General features: G+C 69.4%; 16 protein-coding genes. 15 read left to right on the top strand and 1 reads right to left on the bottom strand.

Going from position 1 to position 15,759, the window contains the following annotated elements:
• Nucleotides 1–39: 39 nt before the first annotated feature.
• Nucleotides 40–585, bottom strand: a complete 546-nt coding sequence (locus AB663_RS02120) for a CGNR zinc finger domain-containing protein (RefSeq protein ID WP_067195264.1) — start codon at nucleotides 583–585, stop codon at nucleotides 40–42.
• Nucleotides 586–624: 39 nt separating this feature from the next.
• Here AB663_RS02120 and AB663_RS02115 point away from each other — a divergent pair, with 39 nt between their 5' ends.
• From AB663_RS02115 to AB663_RS02045, 15 genes are all read left to right on the top strand, one after another.
• Nucleotides 625–1,596, top strand: a complete 972-nt coding sequence (locus AB663_RS02115) for an EamA family transporter (RefSeq protein ID WP_067195261.1) — start codon at nucleotides 625–627, stop codon at nucleotides 1,594–1,596.
• A 104-nt stretch (nucleotides 1,597–1,700) separates the two neighbouring features.
• A complete protein-coding gene (locus tag AB663_RS02110; protein ID WP_157540825.1) occupies nucleotides 1,701–2,009 on the top strand; it encodes a hypothetical protein in 309 nt (102 codons plus the stop codon).
• Nucleotides 2,006–3,214: a hypothetical protein gene (locus tag AB663_RS02105; RefSeq protein WP_067195255.1), complete on the top strand. Its 1,209-nt coding sequence runs from the start codon at nucleotides 2,006–2,008 to the stop codon at nucleotides 3,212–3,214. Before AB663_RS02110 ends, AB663_RS02105 begins: the two co-directional genes overlap by 4 nt.
• A 60-nt stretch (nucleotides 3,215–3,274) precedes the next feature.
• The gene (locus tag AB663_RS02100) at nucleotides 3,275–3,883 is read left to right on the top strand and encodes a hypothetical protein (protein WP_067195252.1); all 609 of its coding nucleotides are present in this window, start codon (nucleotides 3,275–3,277) and stop codon (nucleotides 3,881–3,883) included.
• Complete coding sequence (locus tag AB663_RS02095; protein WP_067195249.1) at nucleotides 3,876–4,442, top strand: hypothetical protein; 567 nt, start codon at nucleotides 3,876–3,878, stop codon at nucleotides 4,440–4,442. Before AB663_RS02100 ends, AB663_RS02095 begins: the two co-directional genes overlap by 8 nt.
• Complete coding sequence (locus AB663_RS02090; RefSeq protein WP_067195245.1) at nucleotides 4,435–5,277, top strand: hypothetical protein; 843 nt, start codon at nucleotides 4,435–4,437, stop codon at nucleotides 5,275–5,277. Before AB663_RS02095 ends, AB663_RS02090 begins: the two co-directional genes overlap by 8 nt.
• 78 nt (nucleotides 5,278–5,355) lie before the next feature.
• Complete coding sequence (locus tag AB663_RS02085; protein ID WP_067195242.1) at nucleotides 5,356–6,015, top strand: GntR family transcriptional regulator; 660 nt, start codon at nucleotides 5,356–5,358, stop codon at nucleotides 6,013–6,015.
• Nucleotides 6,012–7,538 (top strand): MmgE/PrpD family protein, encoded by a 1,527-nt coding sequence (locus AB663_RS02080; RefSeq protein WP_067195238.1) that lies wholly within the window; start codon nucleotides 6,012–6,014, stop codon nucleotides 7,536–7,538. Before AB663_RS02085 ends, AB663_RS02080 begins: the two co-directional genes overlap by 4 nt.
• Nucleotides 7,538–8,440, top strand: a complete 903-nt coding sequence (gene prpB, locus AB663_RS02075) for a methylisocitrate lyase (protein WP_067195234.1) — start codon at nucleotides 7,538–7,540, stop codon at nucleotides 8,438–8,440. The genes AB663_RS02080 and prpB overlap by 1 nt, the downstream gene beginning before the upstream one ends.
• Nucleotide 8,441: 1 nt before the next feature.
• Nucleotides 8,442–9,575 carry a bifunctional 2-methylcitrate synthase/citrate synthase gene (locus AB663_RS02070; RefSeq protein WP_067195231.1) on the top strand — a complete coding sequence of 378 codons (1,134 nt, stop codon included), beginning with the start codon at nucleotides 8,442–8,444 and terminating at the stop codon, nucleotides 9,573–9,575.
• A 190-nt stretch (nucleotides 9,576–9,765) separates the two neighbouring features.
• Nucleotides 9,766–11,160, top strand: a complete 1,395-nt coding sequence (locus tag AB663_RS02065; RefSeq protein WP_067195227.1) for a hypothetical protein — start codon at nucleotides 9,766–9,768, stop codon at nucleotides 11,158–11,160.
• An 81-nt stretch (nucleotides 11,161–11,241) separates the two neighbouring features.
• Nucleotides 11,242–12,255 carry a LacI family DNA-binding transcriptional regulator gene (locus tag AB663_RS02060; protein ID WP_067195222.1) on the top strand — a complete coding sequence of 338 codons (1,014 nt, stop codon included), beginning with the start codon at nucleotides 11,242–11,244 and terminating at the stop codon, nucleotides 12,253–12,255.
• Nucleotides 12,256–12,442: 187 nt separating this feature from the next.
• The gene (locus AB663_RS02055; RefSeq protein WP_067195219.1) at nucleotides 12,443–13,783 is read left to right on the top strand and encodes an ABC transporter substrate-binding protein; all 1,341 of its coding nucleotides are present in this window, start codon (nucleotides 12,443–12,445) and stop codon (nucleotides 13,781–13,783) included.
• A gap of 50 nt (nucleotides 13,784–13,833) precedes the next feature.
• A complete protein-coding gene (locus AB663_RS02050; RefSeq protein WP_083511057.1) occupies nucleotides 13,834–14,766 on the top strand; it encodes a carbohydrate ABC transporter permease in 933 nt (310 codons plus the stop codon).
• Nucleotides 14,766–15,716: a carbohydrate ABC transporter permease gene (locus AB663_RS02045; RefSeq protein WP_083511056.1), complete on the top strand. Its 951-nt coding sequence runs from the start codon at nucleotides 14,766–14,768 to the stop codon at nucleotides 15,714–15,716. The genes AB663_RS02050 and AB663_RS02045 overlap by 1 nt, the downstream gene beginning before the upstream one ends.
• Nucleotides 15,717–15,759 lie beyond the last annotated feature (43 nt).

Below are 15,759 nucleotides of genomic sequence, written 5' to 3'. Positions count from 1 at the left end.
GGCCGCGGCATCAGCGAGCTCACGAGTCTCGGTCACCGCTCAGCGGTCCGAGGCTGCGCCACGGCGGGCTCGGTACGCCGCGACGGCGTTGCGGTTCGCGCACGTCGTGGAGCAGTAGCGCTTGGAGCGGTTGCGGGAGAGATCGAGCGCCAGCGCCTGACAGGTGTCGTCGTCGCAGACCGATATGCGCGAGCCCTCGTCGGCGCGGATGACGTCGACGAGCGCCATGGCGGTCTCGACGAGGACGCGGTCGGCGAGCGGGCTGTCGTCGGCGATCGCGTGCAGGTGCCAGTCCATGTCGCCGTGCCGCGTGAGTCGCGGCGTCACGGTGACCGAGGCGAGCGCGCGGTTCACCGCCTCGGCCATCTCGTCGCGCGGGGCGAGCAGCATGGCGCGCAACTGCGGCCGCAGTGCCCGCAGCGCCGCACGCTCGGCATCGTCGCGGTCGAGCCGGCCGGTGTAGGGGAACTCCGCGAGGAAGGCGTCTTCGTCGGCGGCGTCCGCCATCGTCTCGGGATCCTCCGCGGTGTTGACGAGCCGGACGGCCGCGCGCAGGGCGTCCTCCGTGTCATCGGTGAAGATCATGTTGACACCTTACAGTGCGCGCGAGTAGCGTCACATGCCATGAGCTCAATGACCCATGACGCCGGCGTACGGCTCGGTCTGCCGCTGGCGATCGGCGCCGCGTTCTCGTTCGGCATGTCGGGGGCGTGGGCCCGAGGTCTCATCGATGCGGGCTGGACCCCCGGCGCCGCCGTCACCGCCCGGGTCTGGGTCGCGGCGCTCGTGCTGCTCGTGCCCGCGATCCTCTCGCTGCGCGGCAGGTGGGGGATGCTGCGCAAGAACGCTGGCATGATCGCCGCCTATGGTCTGCTGGCCGTGACGGCGACGCAGCTGTGCTACTTCCAGGCCGTCGCGGTGATGGACGTCGGCATCGCCCTGCTCGTCGAGTACACCGCCCCCGTGGCCGTGATCCTCTGGCTCTGGCTCCGTCGCGGCGAGCGGCCGAGCGGGCGCAGCATCCTCGGCGCCGTGATCGCGTTCGCCGGGCTCGTGCTCATGCTCGACATCGTCACCGGAGCCACCGTCAACGCCGCGGGCATCGCGTGGGCGCTCGCCGCGATGGTCGGCGCCGCGACCTACTTCGTGCTGTCGGCGAAGCAGGACACCGGCCTGCCGCCCATCGCCCTCGCCGGCGGCGGCCTGCTGCTCGGCGCCCTGGGGCTCACGATCGCCGGGGTCGTCGGCATCCTCCCGATCGCGTGGAACATGGCCGACGTCGAGTACCGGTTCGGCAGCGTGCCGTGGTTCTTGCCCGTGCTCGCCATCGGCCTCGTCGCCACCGCGCTCGCGTACCTGCTCGGCATCGCCTCGACGCGGATGCTGGGCTCGCGCCTCGCGTCGTTCGTCGCGCTCGCCGAGGTGGTCGCCGCGCTGCTGTTCGGCTGGCTGCTGCTCGGCCAGCTGCCGGACCTGCTGCAGGCGCTCGGCGGGGCGCTCGTGCTCGCCGGGGTGATCGTGGTCAAGCTCGGCGAGCCGGTGGCGGTGCCGGTGGATGCCGAGCTCGCGCCCGCGGTCGTGTCGGCGCGCGACTGACCACAGGACTGACTCCCATCACGCGCAAAGGCGGTGCTTCCCATCGCGTTCCCATCGTGAGGGATCCGGCGCCCACCTAGGCTGTCGTCGGCAGGGGGGGCGACATGGCTGACGGGGTGGACATTCCGCTGCGCTCGATGAAGGAGCTCAGCGAAGCGCTGGGCGAGATCCTGACAGAGTTCGGAGAGAAGGGTGCCGGTGCACGCACGGGCGGGCTGGTCGAGGCGATCGATGATCCGCTCGGCGACTCGCGCCTCGCGCGCGCGGCCGACGAGTTCGAGTCGGCCTGGGACGACAAGCGGGAGACGCTGCGCCGTGATCTCGAAGAGATGAAGAAGCGCATCGACGACGCGCACGACGGATGGCGCGAGGCCGATCTCGAACTCGCGAAGAGTCTGGAGCCCGAGAAGTGACCGAGAACTCGTACATCTACTCGCAGGAGGAGATGCCGCACACCCCCGGTCGACGCCGGGTGCGCACCATCGCCGGCTCGCCCGGCGCGATCGCAGCCCATGCGCATGCGATCGAGGAGATCGGCGAGAAGATGGCGCGCGCGGCGCGCACCCTCGAGCTGTTCGCCGACGGCACGGTGGGCAAGGGGAAGTCGTTCGAGGCGATCCGCGAACAGGCCAATGAGGTGCACGCCGACCTGGCCACAGCCGCGAAGCGCTACCTGCCCAGCGGCGAGGCGCTCGCCCGATACAGCACGGCGCTGAGCACGGCCCAGGGAGAGACCGGATGGCGCGTCGCCGGCGCCGAGCGCACCTGGGAGGAGGTGCGTGCCGCCTCGCGCGCCCTCTCCGGCGCGTCGAGCGAGAAGGCCGAGTGGGAGCGCAACGAACGCAACGACGTGGAGCAGACCGGGACCGCGCCGTCGGACGACGCCGAGCAGGCGGCGTTCGACACGGCGGTCGAGAACTGGGAGTACTACTGGGGCTCGTACGACGCGCCGGTGGAGACCTGGGAGCGTGCCTACGACACGGCGTGCGGCGGCCTGGAGAAGGTCAATGCCGACGGCGTCTCGGACAGCTTCTGGGACAACTCCATGCCGTTCGTCGAGGCGATGCTCGAGGTGCTGCTCTGGGTGGGCATCGCCCTCCTGTTCGTCGCGTTCTTCGTCACCGGCCCGCTCGCCCTCCTCGCAGGCGTGCTCGCCGCTGTCGCCGGCGTGCTGAGCCTTCTCGGAGAGATCTCCAAGCTCGCCGCGGGCCGTGGGGACTGGGGGAGCGTCGCTCTCGCAGCCATCGGGATCATCCCGTTCGGGAAGCTCGCGAAGTTCGCCACCTTCGTCAACCCCGGCCGCTTCCCGAAGGTCGCCGCCGTCTTCCGCATCGCTGGAGACGACTTCGCACAGTACGGCGGCAAGCTCGACGACTTCCTGCGGGGGCGGATCCCCGACCTCTTCACGAACCATGGTCTCAACTCGCAGAACCTCATGCGGATGCTGTACACGCCGAGGTTCCTCGCGTCCGACTTCGGCCGGGTCGGCGGCTGGGGAGCCGGATGGCGAGCGCTCGCCGGCAACCCCACGAACGCGATCGAGGCGATCGGCGGATCGATCGACGCGTTCGTGAAGATCATGAGCCCGCTGAAGGACCTCGCAGGCAAAGCGAGCTAGCCGTTAGGCTCGACCTTCGACGCACCCGCCGTCCGCACCGGAGAATCAGGGAGACCGCAGATGTCCTTGCGCGCCGAACTCATCAGCCCAGGGGCGGGGATGCCGGCCTTCGCCGTGCTGCTTCCCGACGGCTGGGAGGCGACGGACTCCTCGTTCGCCTCGATGCGCCCGCGCCTGGACGAGGTGCTCGACCGGATGCCCGTGGCGAACCGCGCCGTCATGCGGGCACGCGTCGAGGAGATGCTCGCGTCGGCCCGCGCCGAGGCGTCGCGCGCCGACGTCGTGCGCGTGTTCGCCCCCGCGGGGGTCGACCCCGACGACGTCCTTCCCGTGAGCCTCGTCGCGTCGTGGCTGCGCGCGCCGGCCGGCGGATCGGTGCAGGATCTCGGGGGCGGCCTCATCGCGAATCGTGGCGCCGCGCCGCTCGACGAGGGCGGGACGATCCTGCGCTGGTCGATGGATCAGAAGAGCAGGATCGAGGACGGAGAGGTCGACATCGCCGGAAGCGGCTATCTGCTTCCGGTGCCCGGCCATCCAGCCGTCGGTCTGATGTTTCGCTCGCAGATCCTCCGCGGGGCCGGCGGCTCCGCGCTTCCGGAGGAGGGTGAACGGGCGATGTCGCTGCTGTGCGACGCGATCGTGGCGAGCGTGAGGTGGCGGCGTGGTTGAGCTGGTGCTGCGACCGGACCCCGGCGTCTGGCAGGTCGTCCCGGAGGCGACCGACGTCGCTGCCTGGTATGAGCGCCAGGTCGAGACGGCGCCAGCGGACGCGCGGGAGGCCGTGGCGACGGCATCCGCGCTCGCGCTCCGTGCGCGCGTCGACTCCGATCTGAGCGCGGTGCTGCTGCTCTGCGACCCCGCCGCCGAGCTGTATGCGATGCTCGGCGTCGTCGCGCTCGACGGCGTGCCCGCGCCGTCCACCGGCGAGGGGGCCATCAGCGTGGCGGAGGCGCTGGTCCCGTCGCCGTGGCCGGGGCAGGCGCTGCCTTTCGACTTCGGCGGTGTCACGGGCTGGAGAGTCACGCTGCTCGACGAGGAGGGGGTCGGCGGCGACGACCAGGTGGCGCTGCCCCAGACCGTGTCGACGGTGTACGTGGCGGCGGTGCGCGGCCGCTGCGTCGTCGCGGCACTCTCGCCTCTGCAGCCGCTCGTGGCGGCGGTGGCGCAGCCTCTCGTCGAGCAGGTTGTCGCCACCTTCGATGTCGAGGCCGGAGACGCCCGTGGCTGATGAGCTCGCGGTCCAGGTGGCGCGCGTGCGCTCGACCTTGCCGTCCAACCGTGCACACATCGACGCCAAGGAGGTCGAACGTCTCGCCTTCGAGGTGGTCGGGCGACGCGAGCTGGGTCTGCAGATCTGGGCGGATGCTCGTGAGGCGGCCGAGCAGGCGTGGAGGGACTGTCGATCCCGGATGCGCGCGCGGTACGGCGCGCGAAGCCCCCACGGTGGATGGCTGATGCCGGTCTTCTTCGTCGCCGTGCTGTTCGGGGCGTTCTCCGCGGTCCTGGCGAGCGGGTTCCGCACCGAGCCGGCGGAGACGACCGGCATCCTCGCGATCCTCGTGGGCGTGGCGGCTGCCGCGGATCTCCTGGGCCTGGCCGTCGCCGGCCTCCGCCCGCTGAACTGGGCGGCGATCCGGATGCAGATCGGAGTCGCGGTGACGCTCTGCGTGGCCGCGGCGTTCCACCTGTCCCGCCCCGTCGTGCCGGTGACCCCCGTCGTCGTCGCGGGTGCGGTGATCGGTCTCGTGGGTCTGGTGCTGGTGCTGATGGCGCGCGCGATGCGCCCGTCTGAGCGCCTCGCCATCGACAACGCGATCAATGTGGCCGTTGCCGAGATGCAGCCCGAGCTCGACGCGATCGGCGCGCGGATCGTGTCTGACGCGGCAGCGGAGTTGAGCGCGGAGGAGCGCGACCGTATCGTCGCTCTGCGCACCGCCGTGCTCGCCGACCTCGCCGCGGAGGGGATGACCCTCGAACCGGTGGCCGTGGGCACGCCGGCCGGCGCCGTGATCGTCGGCTCGCTCACCGCGCACTGGAATCCGTACAGCAAGAAGGCGGGCTGAGACGCCGGAATGTATACCGGGTGAGGCCGACGGCGGGCGTCGATCCCATCATTCCGGGCTTATGTATACAATAAGGGCATGACCCTCACCGCTGAGCGCACCACGGCGAGCGAGCGCGCCTACGCGGACCTGCTCGACGGCATCCAGTCCGGGGCGCTGCCCGCGGGCTTCGTGCTGGCCGAGGTGGAGCAGGCCGAGCGCCTCGGCATCAGCCGCACGCCCCTGCGGGAGGCGCTGCGCCGCCTCGCCGCCGAGGGGCTCGTGGTGCAGCAGTCGCCGCGCGTGACGGTCGTCGCCGGACTCGACGCCGACGACATCCGCGCCCTCTTCGAGATCCGCCGCGCGCTGGAAGAGACCTCCGCCCGGCTCGCCGCCGCGCGCGGCGACGCCGCCGAGTTCGCCGAGCTGGCCGCGGAGTTCGCCGCCGTCGACCTCGACCGCGCTGCGGGGCGCGACGCCTACTACGCGCTGATCGCGCGCTTCGACGCAGCCCTCGACGCCGCGGTCGACAACGACTACATCGCCTCGGCCCTGCGCACCGTGCGCACCCACCTCGTGCGCGTGCGGCGCATGGCCCGCGACAAGCCTGCGCGGCTCGCAGCCTCCGCCGCCGAGCACCGCACCATCGCCGAGGCCCTCGCCGCCCGCGACGGCGACCTCGCCGCCCACGCCACGCACGTGCACCTGCACAATGCGCTCACCGGCATCCTCGAGACCCTGAACGAAGGACAGAAATGACCGTCACCCACCACGTCCGCGTGCACCGCAGCGAAGAGAACCTCGTCCGCGAGGACCAGCTAGCCTGGAAGATCGCGGAGGTCGCCGCCGACCCCGTCGATGTCGAGCCCGCGGTGGTCGACATGATCGTGAACCGCATCATCGACAACGCCTCCGTCGCTGCGGCATCCCTCACCCGCGGGCCCATCAACGCGGCTCGCGCACAGGCGTTCAGCCACCCCGTCTCCACCGGCGGCGCCGGCGCCACCGTGTTCGGTGCGGCACTCGACCGCCGCACGAGCCCCGAGTGGGCGGCATGGGCGAACGGCGTCGCCGTGCGCGAGCTCGACTACCACGACACTTTCCTCGCCGCGGAGTACTCGCACCCCGGCGACAACATCCCGCCGATCCTCGCCGTCGCGCAGCACGTCGGCGCCGACGGGCGCGCGCTCGTGCGCGGCATCGCCACCGGCTACGAGATCCAGATGGACCTCGTGCGCGCGATCTGCCTGCACAAGCACAAGATCGACCACGTCGCCCATCTCGGCCCCTCGGCCGCGGCCGGCATCGGAACCCTGCTCGGCCTCGACGTGGAGACCATCTACCAGGCGGTCGGCCAGGCCCTGCACACCACGACCGCGACCCGGCAGAGCCGCAAGGGTGAGATCTCCACGTGGAAGGCGCACGCCCCCGCCTTCGCCGGCAAGATGGCGGTCGAGGCCGTCGACCGTGCCATGCGCGGCCAGACCAGCCCCGCTCCGATCTACGAGGGTGAAGACGGCGTGATCGCCTGGATGCTCGACGGCAAGGACGCCGCGTACGAGGTGCCGCTGCCGGCATCCGGAGAGCCCAAGCGTGCGATCCTCGACTCGTACACGAAGGAGCACTCCGCCGAGTACCAGGCGCAGGCGTGGATCGACCTGGCCCGCAAGCTCGGCACCGAGAACCCCGCGCTGCGCGACCCCGCGAACATCGAGGGCATCGTGCTGCACACCAGCCACCACACGCACTATGTGATCGGATCGGGGGCGAACGACCCGCAGAAGTACGACCCGTCGGCGTCGCGCGAGACGCTCGACCACTCGATCCCGTACATCTTCGCGGTGGCACTGCAAGACGGCGGCTGGCACCACGTCGACTCGTACACGCCCGAGCGCGCGGCACGCCCCGACACCGTGCAGCTGTGGCACAAGATCACCACGGCCGAGGATGCCGAGTGGACGCGCCGTTACCACTCGGAAGACCCCGACGAGAAGGCGTTCGGCGGTCGGGTCGAGATCCGTCTGACCGACGGCTCGACCGTGGTCGACGAGATCGCCGTCGCCGACGCGCATCCGCTCGGCGCCCGCCCCTTCGCCCGCGCGGACTACATCGCGAAGTTCCGGCTGCTGGCCGAGCCCGTGCTGGAGCCGGCCGAGATCGAGCGGTTCCTCGACCTCGTGCAGCGGCTTCCCGAGCTCACGGCATCCGAGGTCGGCGAGCTGTCGATCGTCGCGAAGCCCGGTCTGCTCGAGGCCGCTCCGGCGCCGAAGGGGCTGTTCTGATGCTGTACTCCACGACGACCCCGGCCGAGAAGCGCCGACTGTTCCGCGAGCGTCTCGCGAGCGGCGAGCTGCTGCGGTTCCCCGGGGCGTTCAATCCGCTGAGCGCGCGGCTCATCGAGCAGAAGGGCTTCGAAGGCGTCTACATCTCCGGTGCAGTGCTCTCGGCCGATCTCGGCCTGCCCGACATCGGTCTCACGACCCTCACCGAGGTGGCCGGGCGGGCCAAGCAGATCGCCCGCATGACCGACCTCCCCGCGATCGTCGACGCCGACACGGGCTTCGGCGAGCCGATGAACGTCGCCCGCACGATCCAGGAGCTGGAGGACGCGGGGCTCGCCGGCACGCACATCGAGGACCAGGTCAACCCCAAGCGCTGCGGCCACCTCGACGGCAAGAGCGTCGTCGACGAGGACACCGCGATCAAGCGCATCCGTGCCGCCGCCGACGCCCGGCGCGACGAGAACTTCCTCCTCATGGCGCGCACCGACATCCGTGCGATCGAGGGGCTCGACGCGGCGATCGACCGCGCGAAGGCGCTCGTCGACGCCGGCGCCGACGCGATCTTCCCCGAGGCGATGCGCACCCTCGACGAGTTCGAGGCGATGGCGGATGCGCTCGACGTGCCGATCCTCGCCAACATGACCGAGTTCGGCAAGAGCGAGCTGTTCTCCACGGACCAGCTGCGCGATGCCGGGGTGAGAATGGTCATCTGGCCGGTGTCGCTGCTGCGCACCGCGATGGGCGCGGCGGGCCGCGCCCTGGATACGCTGAACGACGAGGGGCACCTGACCTCGAAGCTCGGCGAGATGCAGCACCGCGCCGATCTCTACGAGCTCATCGACTACGAGTCCTACAACCGCTTCGACTCCGGCGTCTTCAACTTCACCATCACGAAGGAGTGACATGACCGACCCCGACATCAAGAAGGGCCTCGCCGGGGTCGTCGTCGATACGACGGCGATCTCGAAGGTCAACCCCGAGACGAACAGCCTTTTGTATCGCGGATACCCCGTGCAGGAGCTGGCCGACACGCAGCCCTTCGAAGCGGTGGCCTATCTGCTGTGGCACGGCGAACTGCCGGATGCCGCGCAGCTGGCGGAGTTCCGGTCCACTGAGCGCCGGCACCGGGCCCTGGCCGACAACGTGAAGGCCGCGATCGACCTCATCCCGGTCGAGGCGCATCCGATGGACGAGGTGCGCACGGCGGTCAGCGTGATCGGGGCATCCGACCCCGGTGCCGGCGGATCGGTGCTGAACGCCGGCGGTAGCCCCGAGCAGAACCTCGAGCGCAGCATCCGCCTGTTCGCCGCCCTGCCGGCGATCGTCGCCTACGGTCAGCGACGCCGCCGCGGGCAGGAGCCGATCGCGCCGCGCGACGACCTCGACTACTCGGCCAACTTCCTGTGGATGACGTTCGGCGAAGAGCCGGAGCCGAAAGTCGTCGACGCGTTCAACCGCTCGATGATCCTCTACGCGGAGCACTCCTTCAACGCGTCGACGTTCACGGCGCGGGTCATCACGTCCACGCTGAGCGATCTGTACTCCGCGGTCGTCGGGGCGATCGGCGCGCTCAAGGGCCCGCTGCACGGCGGCGCCAACGAGGCCGTGCTGCATATCTTCGACGAGATCGGCGAGGCTGCGAACGTCACCACCTGGCTCGACGAGGCGCTCGCGCAGAAACGCAAGATCATGGGCTTCGGGCACAGGGTCTACAAGAACGGCGACTCGCGCGTGCCGACCATGAAGGCCGCGCTCGACACCCTCGTGGAGCACTACGACCGCCCCGACGTCGCTGCCCTGTACGACGCGCTGGAGTCGGAGTTCGTGGCGCGCAAGGGCATCTATCCGAACCTGGACTACCCGTCCGGTCCTGCGTACAACCTCATCGGATTCGACACGCTCACGTTCACGCCGCTGTTCGTGGCCGCGCGCGTCACCGGGTGGACGGCGCACGTGATCGAGCAGGCCGGGGCGAACGCCCTCATCCGGCCGCTGTCGCACTACGACGGCGTCGAGGAGCGGCACGTCGCACGCTGAACCTCGACTGCCGATGAGGGCATGGGGAGAACTCCCCATGCCCTCATCGTCTGCGAGACGACAGGGAGCGATACCCTGACGGAAGTCCCGGTCGGGCTGATCGTGATCCGGTCGCCGCCGGAGAGGCCGTTCCGTGCGGGGCGGTGATGCCAACGGATGCCGCGGCCGTCGCCGCGCGAGGAGACGAGTCATGAACGAGACGCCCGACAGCACGCAGCCGACCGAGCCGGGGCCGTCCGCCGAGCCGGGGCCGTCCGCCGAGCCGGGGCCGTCCGAGGGGTATGCGGCGCCGGATCACGCTTCGTCGCCCTGGCCGGGTGCGCCGCACGCCCAGACACCGCAGCATCCGGTCGACCCGAACGCGTACCCGCAATATCCGGTCGACCCGAACGCTGCGGCGCAGTACCCGGGCCAGGCTCCGCAGTACCCGGTCGACCCGAACGCCTACCCGCAGTATCCGGTCGACCCGAACGCCGCTGCGCAGTACCCGGGCCAGGCTCCGCAGTACCCGGTCGATCCGAACGCGACCGCCGCGTACCCTGGCCAGGCGCCGCAGCATCCCGGCCAGGTGCCGACCGGAGCGTACGCGGGTGCCGCGCTTCCCCCGAAGAAGGGTCTGTCCAGGGGCGCCCTCATCGGGATCATCGCCGGCGCGGCGGCCGTCGTGCTCATCATCGCGGCCGCCGTCATCGTGCCGATCGTGCTGCGCCCCGCGCAGGCCTCGGCATCCGATTTCGTCGAGGGGTACCTCACCGCGCTCGCCGACGGCGACGCGGAGAAGGCGCTGACCTACGTCGAGACGAGCGGTGAGGACGCGCTTCTCACCGACGACGTGCTGCAGGCGTCACTCGAGCTCGGCGCCATCGACGACATCACGATCGGCGAGAAGGAGTCCGACAACGAGTACGGCGACGCGGTCGTCGAGGCCTCGTTCACGATCGGCGGCGAGGAGGTGTCGCGCACGTTCGACGTGTACAGCTCGTCGGACGGCGACGACATGTACATCACCGACGGTCTCGTGTCGTTCTCGAGCCCGTACGGATTCGAGGGTCTCGGTCTCACCGTCAACGGTGCAGAGGTGCCCGATCACGGGTACGTGTTCCCCGGCACCTATCGGTTCGCGGTGGGCCTCGACGCCTTCGCGATCGACGGCGAGTCGACCTTCGTGCTCGCGACCGACGACGACTCCGAGGCGCTGTACGACGTGAGCGCTGTGCTCAGCGAGAAGGGCACGACGACGTTCCGCGACCTGGTCAACGCCTCGTTCGCCGAATGCCTCGCGATGAAGAGCCTGAACACGCCCTGCGGCATGGACGTGACCGAGATGTCGCAAGACGGCTACACGCCCGTCGACGGCACCGTCACGCGCACCATCGACGCCGAGGCCCAGACGACGCTGGCGAACCTGGAGCCGGTGGTGAGCGAGCGCGCGGTCGTGTCGACCTACGACTACTGGAGCGTCGACATCACCCTCGATGCCTCCAACGGCAGCGAGACCGCGGCCTTCGAGGTGCTCTTCGGCGGCCAGGTCCTCACGCCGAAGGTCGACTTCGCGGCCGAGACCCCGACGGTCGTGTGGGAGTGACCGCGTCGCCCTGACGCGACCTCGGCATGCGGTAGGCGATCACCTGCAACGTTGTAGACTGGATGCGCCGAGGGGAGACGAATGGCTGCGACACTGCACGACGTTGCGAGGCTCGCCGGCGTCTCCATCAAGACCGTGTCGAACGTCATCAACGACTACCCGCACATCCGCCCTGCCACGCGCGCGAAGGTCGAGGCGGCGATCGCAGAGCTCGGCTACACGCCGAACCTGACGGCCCGGAACCTGCGATCAGGGCGCACGGGCGCGATCGCGCTCGCGGTACCCGATCTGAGCCTGGCGTACTTCGCCGAGCTCGCGGCGGAGGTCATCGCTGCGGCCGAGGCGGCCGGAGTCGTGGTGCTCGTCGAGCAGACGGGCGGTGACCGCGACAGGGAGTTCGAACTGCTGCGCAGCCCCCGGCTCAAGCTGACGGACGGCCTCATCTTCAGCCCGCTGGGCATGGGGCAGGAGGACGCAGCGGCTCTCGACGTGCCGTACCCGATGGTGCTGCTCGGCGAGAGGATCTTCGACGGCCCGACTGACCACGTGACGATGCGCAACGTCGAAGCGGCACGCGCCGCGACGGAGTACCTCATCCGATCGGGGCGCCGCCGGATCGCGGTGGTCGGCGCGCACGAAGGCGAGCTCATCGGTTCGGCGGCCTTGCGTCTGCAGGGGTATCGAGCGGCGCTGGAGGCCGCCGACATCCCCTACGACGATCAGATCGTCGGATACACGACTCTGTGGCATCGGGCGAACGGCGCGGAGACCATGCGGGAGATCCTCGCCAGGGGAGTCGAGTTCGATGCCGTGTTCGGCTTGAACGACACACTCGCCCTCGGCGCCATGCGCGTTCTGCAGGTGGCGGGGAGGCGCGTGCCAGACGACGTCGCCGTGATCGGGTTCGACGGTCTCGACGAGGCGGAGTATTCGATCCCCAGTCTCACCACGGTCGATCCGGGCCGCGACTGGATCGCGAAGACCGCCGTGGCGACGCTGCTCGAGCGCATCGGCGGCGCGGCGGAGGCTCCGCCGCGCACGCTGCTGGCGGAGTTCCGCGTGCTGGAGCGGGAGTCCGCGCCGGCCTCGATGTGAGCCGGCGGGCACGAGGTCGTCTCCGCGCTTGACACGCGCGTACCGGGTTGTCAAAATGTGTCTACAACGTTTACTTTCCAACGTTGTAGAGACTTGGGCCCGACGAGGTGCCACCCGGCGCAAGCGTGGCTCGAAGCCCTCTTTTCCCGAGACAAGGGTGTCCCGTACACCGAGAGGAACACAGCGCATGAAGAGGAAGATCCTTGCCGCATCTGGTGCCATCGCCGTCGCGGCCGTCGCATTGACCGGCTGCTCAGGCGGGGCGCAGGCCGGTGGCGGCGACTCCTGCACGAACAAGATCGTGAACAAGGACGCGACGCAGGTCAGCGTGTGGGCCTGGTACCCGGCCTTCGAGGAGGTCGTCGATCTGTTCAACGAGAACCACGACGACGTGCAGATCTGCTGGACCAACGCGGGCCAGGGCAACGACGAGTACACCAAGTTCTCGACCTCGATCGAGTCCGGCTCCGGGGCCCCCGACGTGATCATGCTCGAGGCCGAGGTGCTCTCCAGCTTCGCGATCCGCGACGCACTCGTCGATCTGTCCGAGTACGGTGCCGACGAGGTCAAGGACGACTACACCGAGGGCGCCTGGAAGGACGTCTCCTCGGGCGACGCCGTCTACGCCATCCCGGTCGACGGCGGCCCGATGGGGATGCTCTACCGCCAGGACATCCTCGACGAGTACGGCATCGCGGCGCCCACCACGTGGGACGAGTTCGCCGCAGCCGCGCAGAAGCTGAAGGACGCAGGCGCTCCGGGTGTCCTGGCGAACTTCCCGCCGAACGGCCGCGCGTTCACGCAGGCGCTCTTCGCGCAGGCCGGCTCCACGCCCTTCGAGTACGACAGCGCGAACCCGCTCGAGATCGGCATCGACGTCAACGACCAGGCCTCGAAGGACGTGCTGAGCTTCTGGCAGGGGCTGACCGACAGCGGCGCGGTCGCGGTCGACGAGGCCTTCACCGCCGACTACAACACCAAGCTGGTCGACGGCACGTACGCCATCTACCTCGCCGCGGCCTGGGGCCCCGGCTACCTGCAGGGACTCGAGGGCGCTCAGGAAGGCGCCGTCTGGCGCGCGGCTCCGCTCCCGCAGTGGGACGCGGCCAACCTCGTCCAGGTGAACTGGGGCGGCTCCACCTTCGCCGTGACCGAGCAGGCGAAGGACAAGGAGGCCGCGGCCGTCGTGGCGAAGGAGATCTTCGGCACGGAGGAGGCGTGGAAGATCGGCATCGAGAAGGCCGCGCTCTTCCCGCTGTGGAAGCCGATCCTGGAGTCCGACTACTTCCGTGACCTGGAGTACCCGTTCTTCGGTGGCCAGCAGATCAACAAGGATGTGTTCCTCCAGGCCGCCGCCGGCTACACCGGGTTCACCTTCAGCCCGTTCCAGAACTACGCCTACGACCAGCTCCAGGAGGAGGTCACAGCGGTGGTCGTCGACAAGAGCAAGGATCCGTCGACCGCCCTCGACGATCTGCAGAGCTCGCTCGAGAAGTACGCCACCGAGCAAGGCTTCGAACTCAAGTGACCGCGGTGGGCCGGCCTCCGGGCCGGCCCACCCATCCTCATGGAGATCTCATGACCACTCAGGCACTCAGCGCCTCGCCCGCGAGGCCGCAGCGACGTCGCGCGAGCGGCATCGTCCGCCGTCAGCGCGTCGGCTGGCTGTTCGTCGCGCCGTTCCTCGTCGTGTTCGCGGCCTTCCTGATCTTCCCCCTGATCTACGCGTTCGGGATGAGCCTGTTCAGCTCCACGCTCGCCACCGGGACGAAGTTCGTCGGCATCGACAACTACATCAAGGCGTTCACGGATCCGCTGTTCCTCGGGGGAATTGGACGCGTCGTGCTGTACGCCGTCGTCATGATCCCCGCCCAGCTGCTCGTGGCTCTCGTCGCAGCGCTGCTGCTCGACAACCTGGCGACGTGGCTGTCGAAGCTCTCGCGCCTGCTCATCTTCGCGCCCTACGCCATCCCGGTCGTCATCGGCGCGTTGATGTGGAGCTTCCTCTACAGCCCGCGCTTCGGACCGGCCGGCACGATCTTCGGTCTGTTCGGTCTCGACGCGCCCAACTTCCTGTCGAGCGACTCGATCTTCTTCAGTCTCGTGAACGTGGTCACGTGGCAGTGGTCCGGCTACTACATGATCGTCATCTACGCCGCGCTGCGCTCGATCGATCCGGCGATCTACGAAGCTGCCCGGATCGACGGCGCGAACGGATGGCAGATCGCCACGCGGATCAAGGTTCCGATGATCTCGTCGTCGATGGTGATGGTGATCACGTTCGCGCTGATCGGCACCCTGCAGTTCTTCACCGAGCCGACCGTGCTGCGCTCGATCGCGTCGGGCGCCCTGCCTGCCGACTACACGCCCAACATGTACGCCTTCGCGCTCGCGTTCAGCTACAGCCAGTTCAACTACGCCTCCACGATCGCGTTCTCGCTGGCGCTCGTCGTCTTCGTCGGCTCCTTCGGCTTCCTCTTCCTCACACGCAAGCAGAATGGACTGAAGTGATGGCCATTCCCACCGCATCCCGGCCGGCCGAGCCCACGAGCGACAGCACCCGGCTCATCGTCACAGGCGGCGGGCGCTCACGCCGTCGACCGCCCAGGGGCACCGCGCAGGGCGGCCGGCGCATCGGCTCCCATGTGCTCCTCCTCATCCTGGCGCTGTACTTCGTCATCCCGATCTGGTGGCTGTTCGTCGCGGCGACCAAGAGCACCGGCGGACTCTTCGGCAGCGGCGCGTTCTGGTTCGACGACCCCGGTCAGTTCTTCGTGAACATCGCCGGCCTCTTCGAGCACCAGGGCGGCATCTACTGGCGCTGGCTCGGCAACTCGTTCCTCTACGCCTTCGTGTCGGGGATCGGTGCGACCGTCGTCGCGGTGCTCGCCGGCTACGGCTTCGCCAAGTACGCCTTCCGTGGGCGAGGCTTCGTGTTCGGCATGATCCTCGGATCGGTCATGGTGCCGCTCACCGCCCTCGTCATCCCGCAGTTCATGCTGCTCAGCGAGTACGGGCTCATCAACACGGGCTGGGCGGTCATCCTCCCGTCGCTGTTGAACCCGTTCGGCGTGTACCTGATGCGCGTGTACACGCAGGACTCGGTGCCGGACGAGCTGCTCGAGGCGGCGCGCATCGACGGCGCCGGCGAGTGGCGCACCTTCGCCACGATCGTCGTCCCGTTGCTGCGCCCGGCGATCGTCACCGTACTGCTGCTGAGCGTCGTGGGCACCTGGAACAACTTCTTCCTGCCGCTGGCGATGCTCACCAACCCCGAGACGCTGCCGGTCACCGTCGGGCTGAACCGCTGGCTGGCCCTGTCGAACGCCGGTGCCGGCGGCGAGCAGGTGTGGAACCTCATCACCTCGGGCGCGTTCATCTCGGTGCTCCCACTGCTGTTGTCGTTCCTGCTCCTCCAGCGCTACTGGCAGGGCGGGCTGACGCTCGGCAGCGTCAAGTGAACGACTCCTCCTCATCCTCCGATCTCCGTACCACGAAAGAAAG

This window comes from Microbacterium sp. XT11, from assembly GCF_001513675.1.
Lineage (GTDB): Bacteria > Actinomycetota > Actinomycetes > Actinomycetales > Microbacteriaceae > Microbacterium.
Note: the sequence above shows the minus strand (reverse complement) of the source record. Positions and strands in the feature narration are given on the sequence as shown.

Excerpts from the sequence above, each read along its gene's own strand:
- AB663_RS02110 (WP_157540825.1), top strand. The coding sequence starts at position 1,701 with ATGGCTGACGGGGTGGACATTCCGCTGCGCTCGATGAAGGAGCTCAGC.
- AB663_RS02045 (WP_083511056.1), top strand. The coding sequence starts at position 14,766 with ATGGCCATTCCCACCGCATCCCGGCCGGCCGAGCCCACGAGCGACAGC.
- AB663_RS02100 (WP_067195252.1), top strand. The coding sequence starts at position 3,275 with ATGTCCTTGCGCGCCGAACTCATCAGCCCAGGGGCGGGGATGCCGGCC.
- AB663_RS02055 (WP_067195219.1), top strand. The coding sequence starts at position 12,443 with ATGAAGAGGAAGATCCTTGCCGCATCTGGTGCCATCGCCGTCGCGGCC.
- AB663_RS02085 (WP_067195242.1), top strand. The coding sequence starts at position 5,356 with ATGACCCTCACCGCTGAGCGCACCACGGCGAGCGAGCGCGCCTACGCG.
- AB663_RS02050 (WP_083511057.1), top strand. The coding sequence starts at position 13,834 with ATGACCACTCAGGCACTCAGCGCCTCGCCCGCGAGGCCGCAGCGACGT.
- prpB (WP_067195234.1), top strand. The coding sequence starts at position 7,538 with ATGCTGTACTCCACGACGACCCCGGCCGAGAAGCGCCGACTGTTCCGC.
- AB663_RS02060 (WP_067195222.1), top strand. The coding sequence starts at position 11,242 with ATGGCTGCGACACTGCACGACGTTGCGAGGCTCGCCGGCGTCTCCATC.
- AB663_RS02080 (WP_067195238.1), top strand. The coding sequence starts at position 6,012 with ATGACCGTCACCCACCACGTCCGCGTGCACCGCAGCGAAGAGAACCTC.
- AB663_RS02065 (WP_067195227.1), top strand. The coding sequence starts at position 9,766 with ATGAACGAGACGCCCGACAGCACGCAGCCGACCGAGCCGGGGCCGTCC.
- AB663_RS02115 (WP_067195261.1), top strand. The coding sequence starts at position 625 with ATGAGCTCAATGACCCATGACGCCGGCGTACGGCTCGGTCTGCCGCTG.
- AB663_RS02070 (WP_067195231.1), top strand. The coding sequence starts at position 8,442 with ATGACCGACCCCGACATCAAGAAGGGCCTCGCCGGGGTCGTCGTCGAT.
- AB663_RS02120 (WP_067195264.1), bottom strand. The coding sequence starts at position 585 with ATGATCTTCACCGATGACACGGAGGACGCCCTGCGCGCGGCCGTCCGG.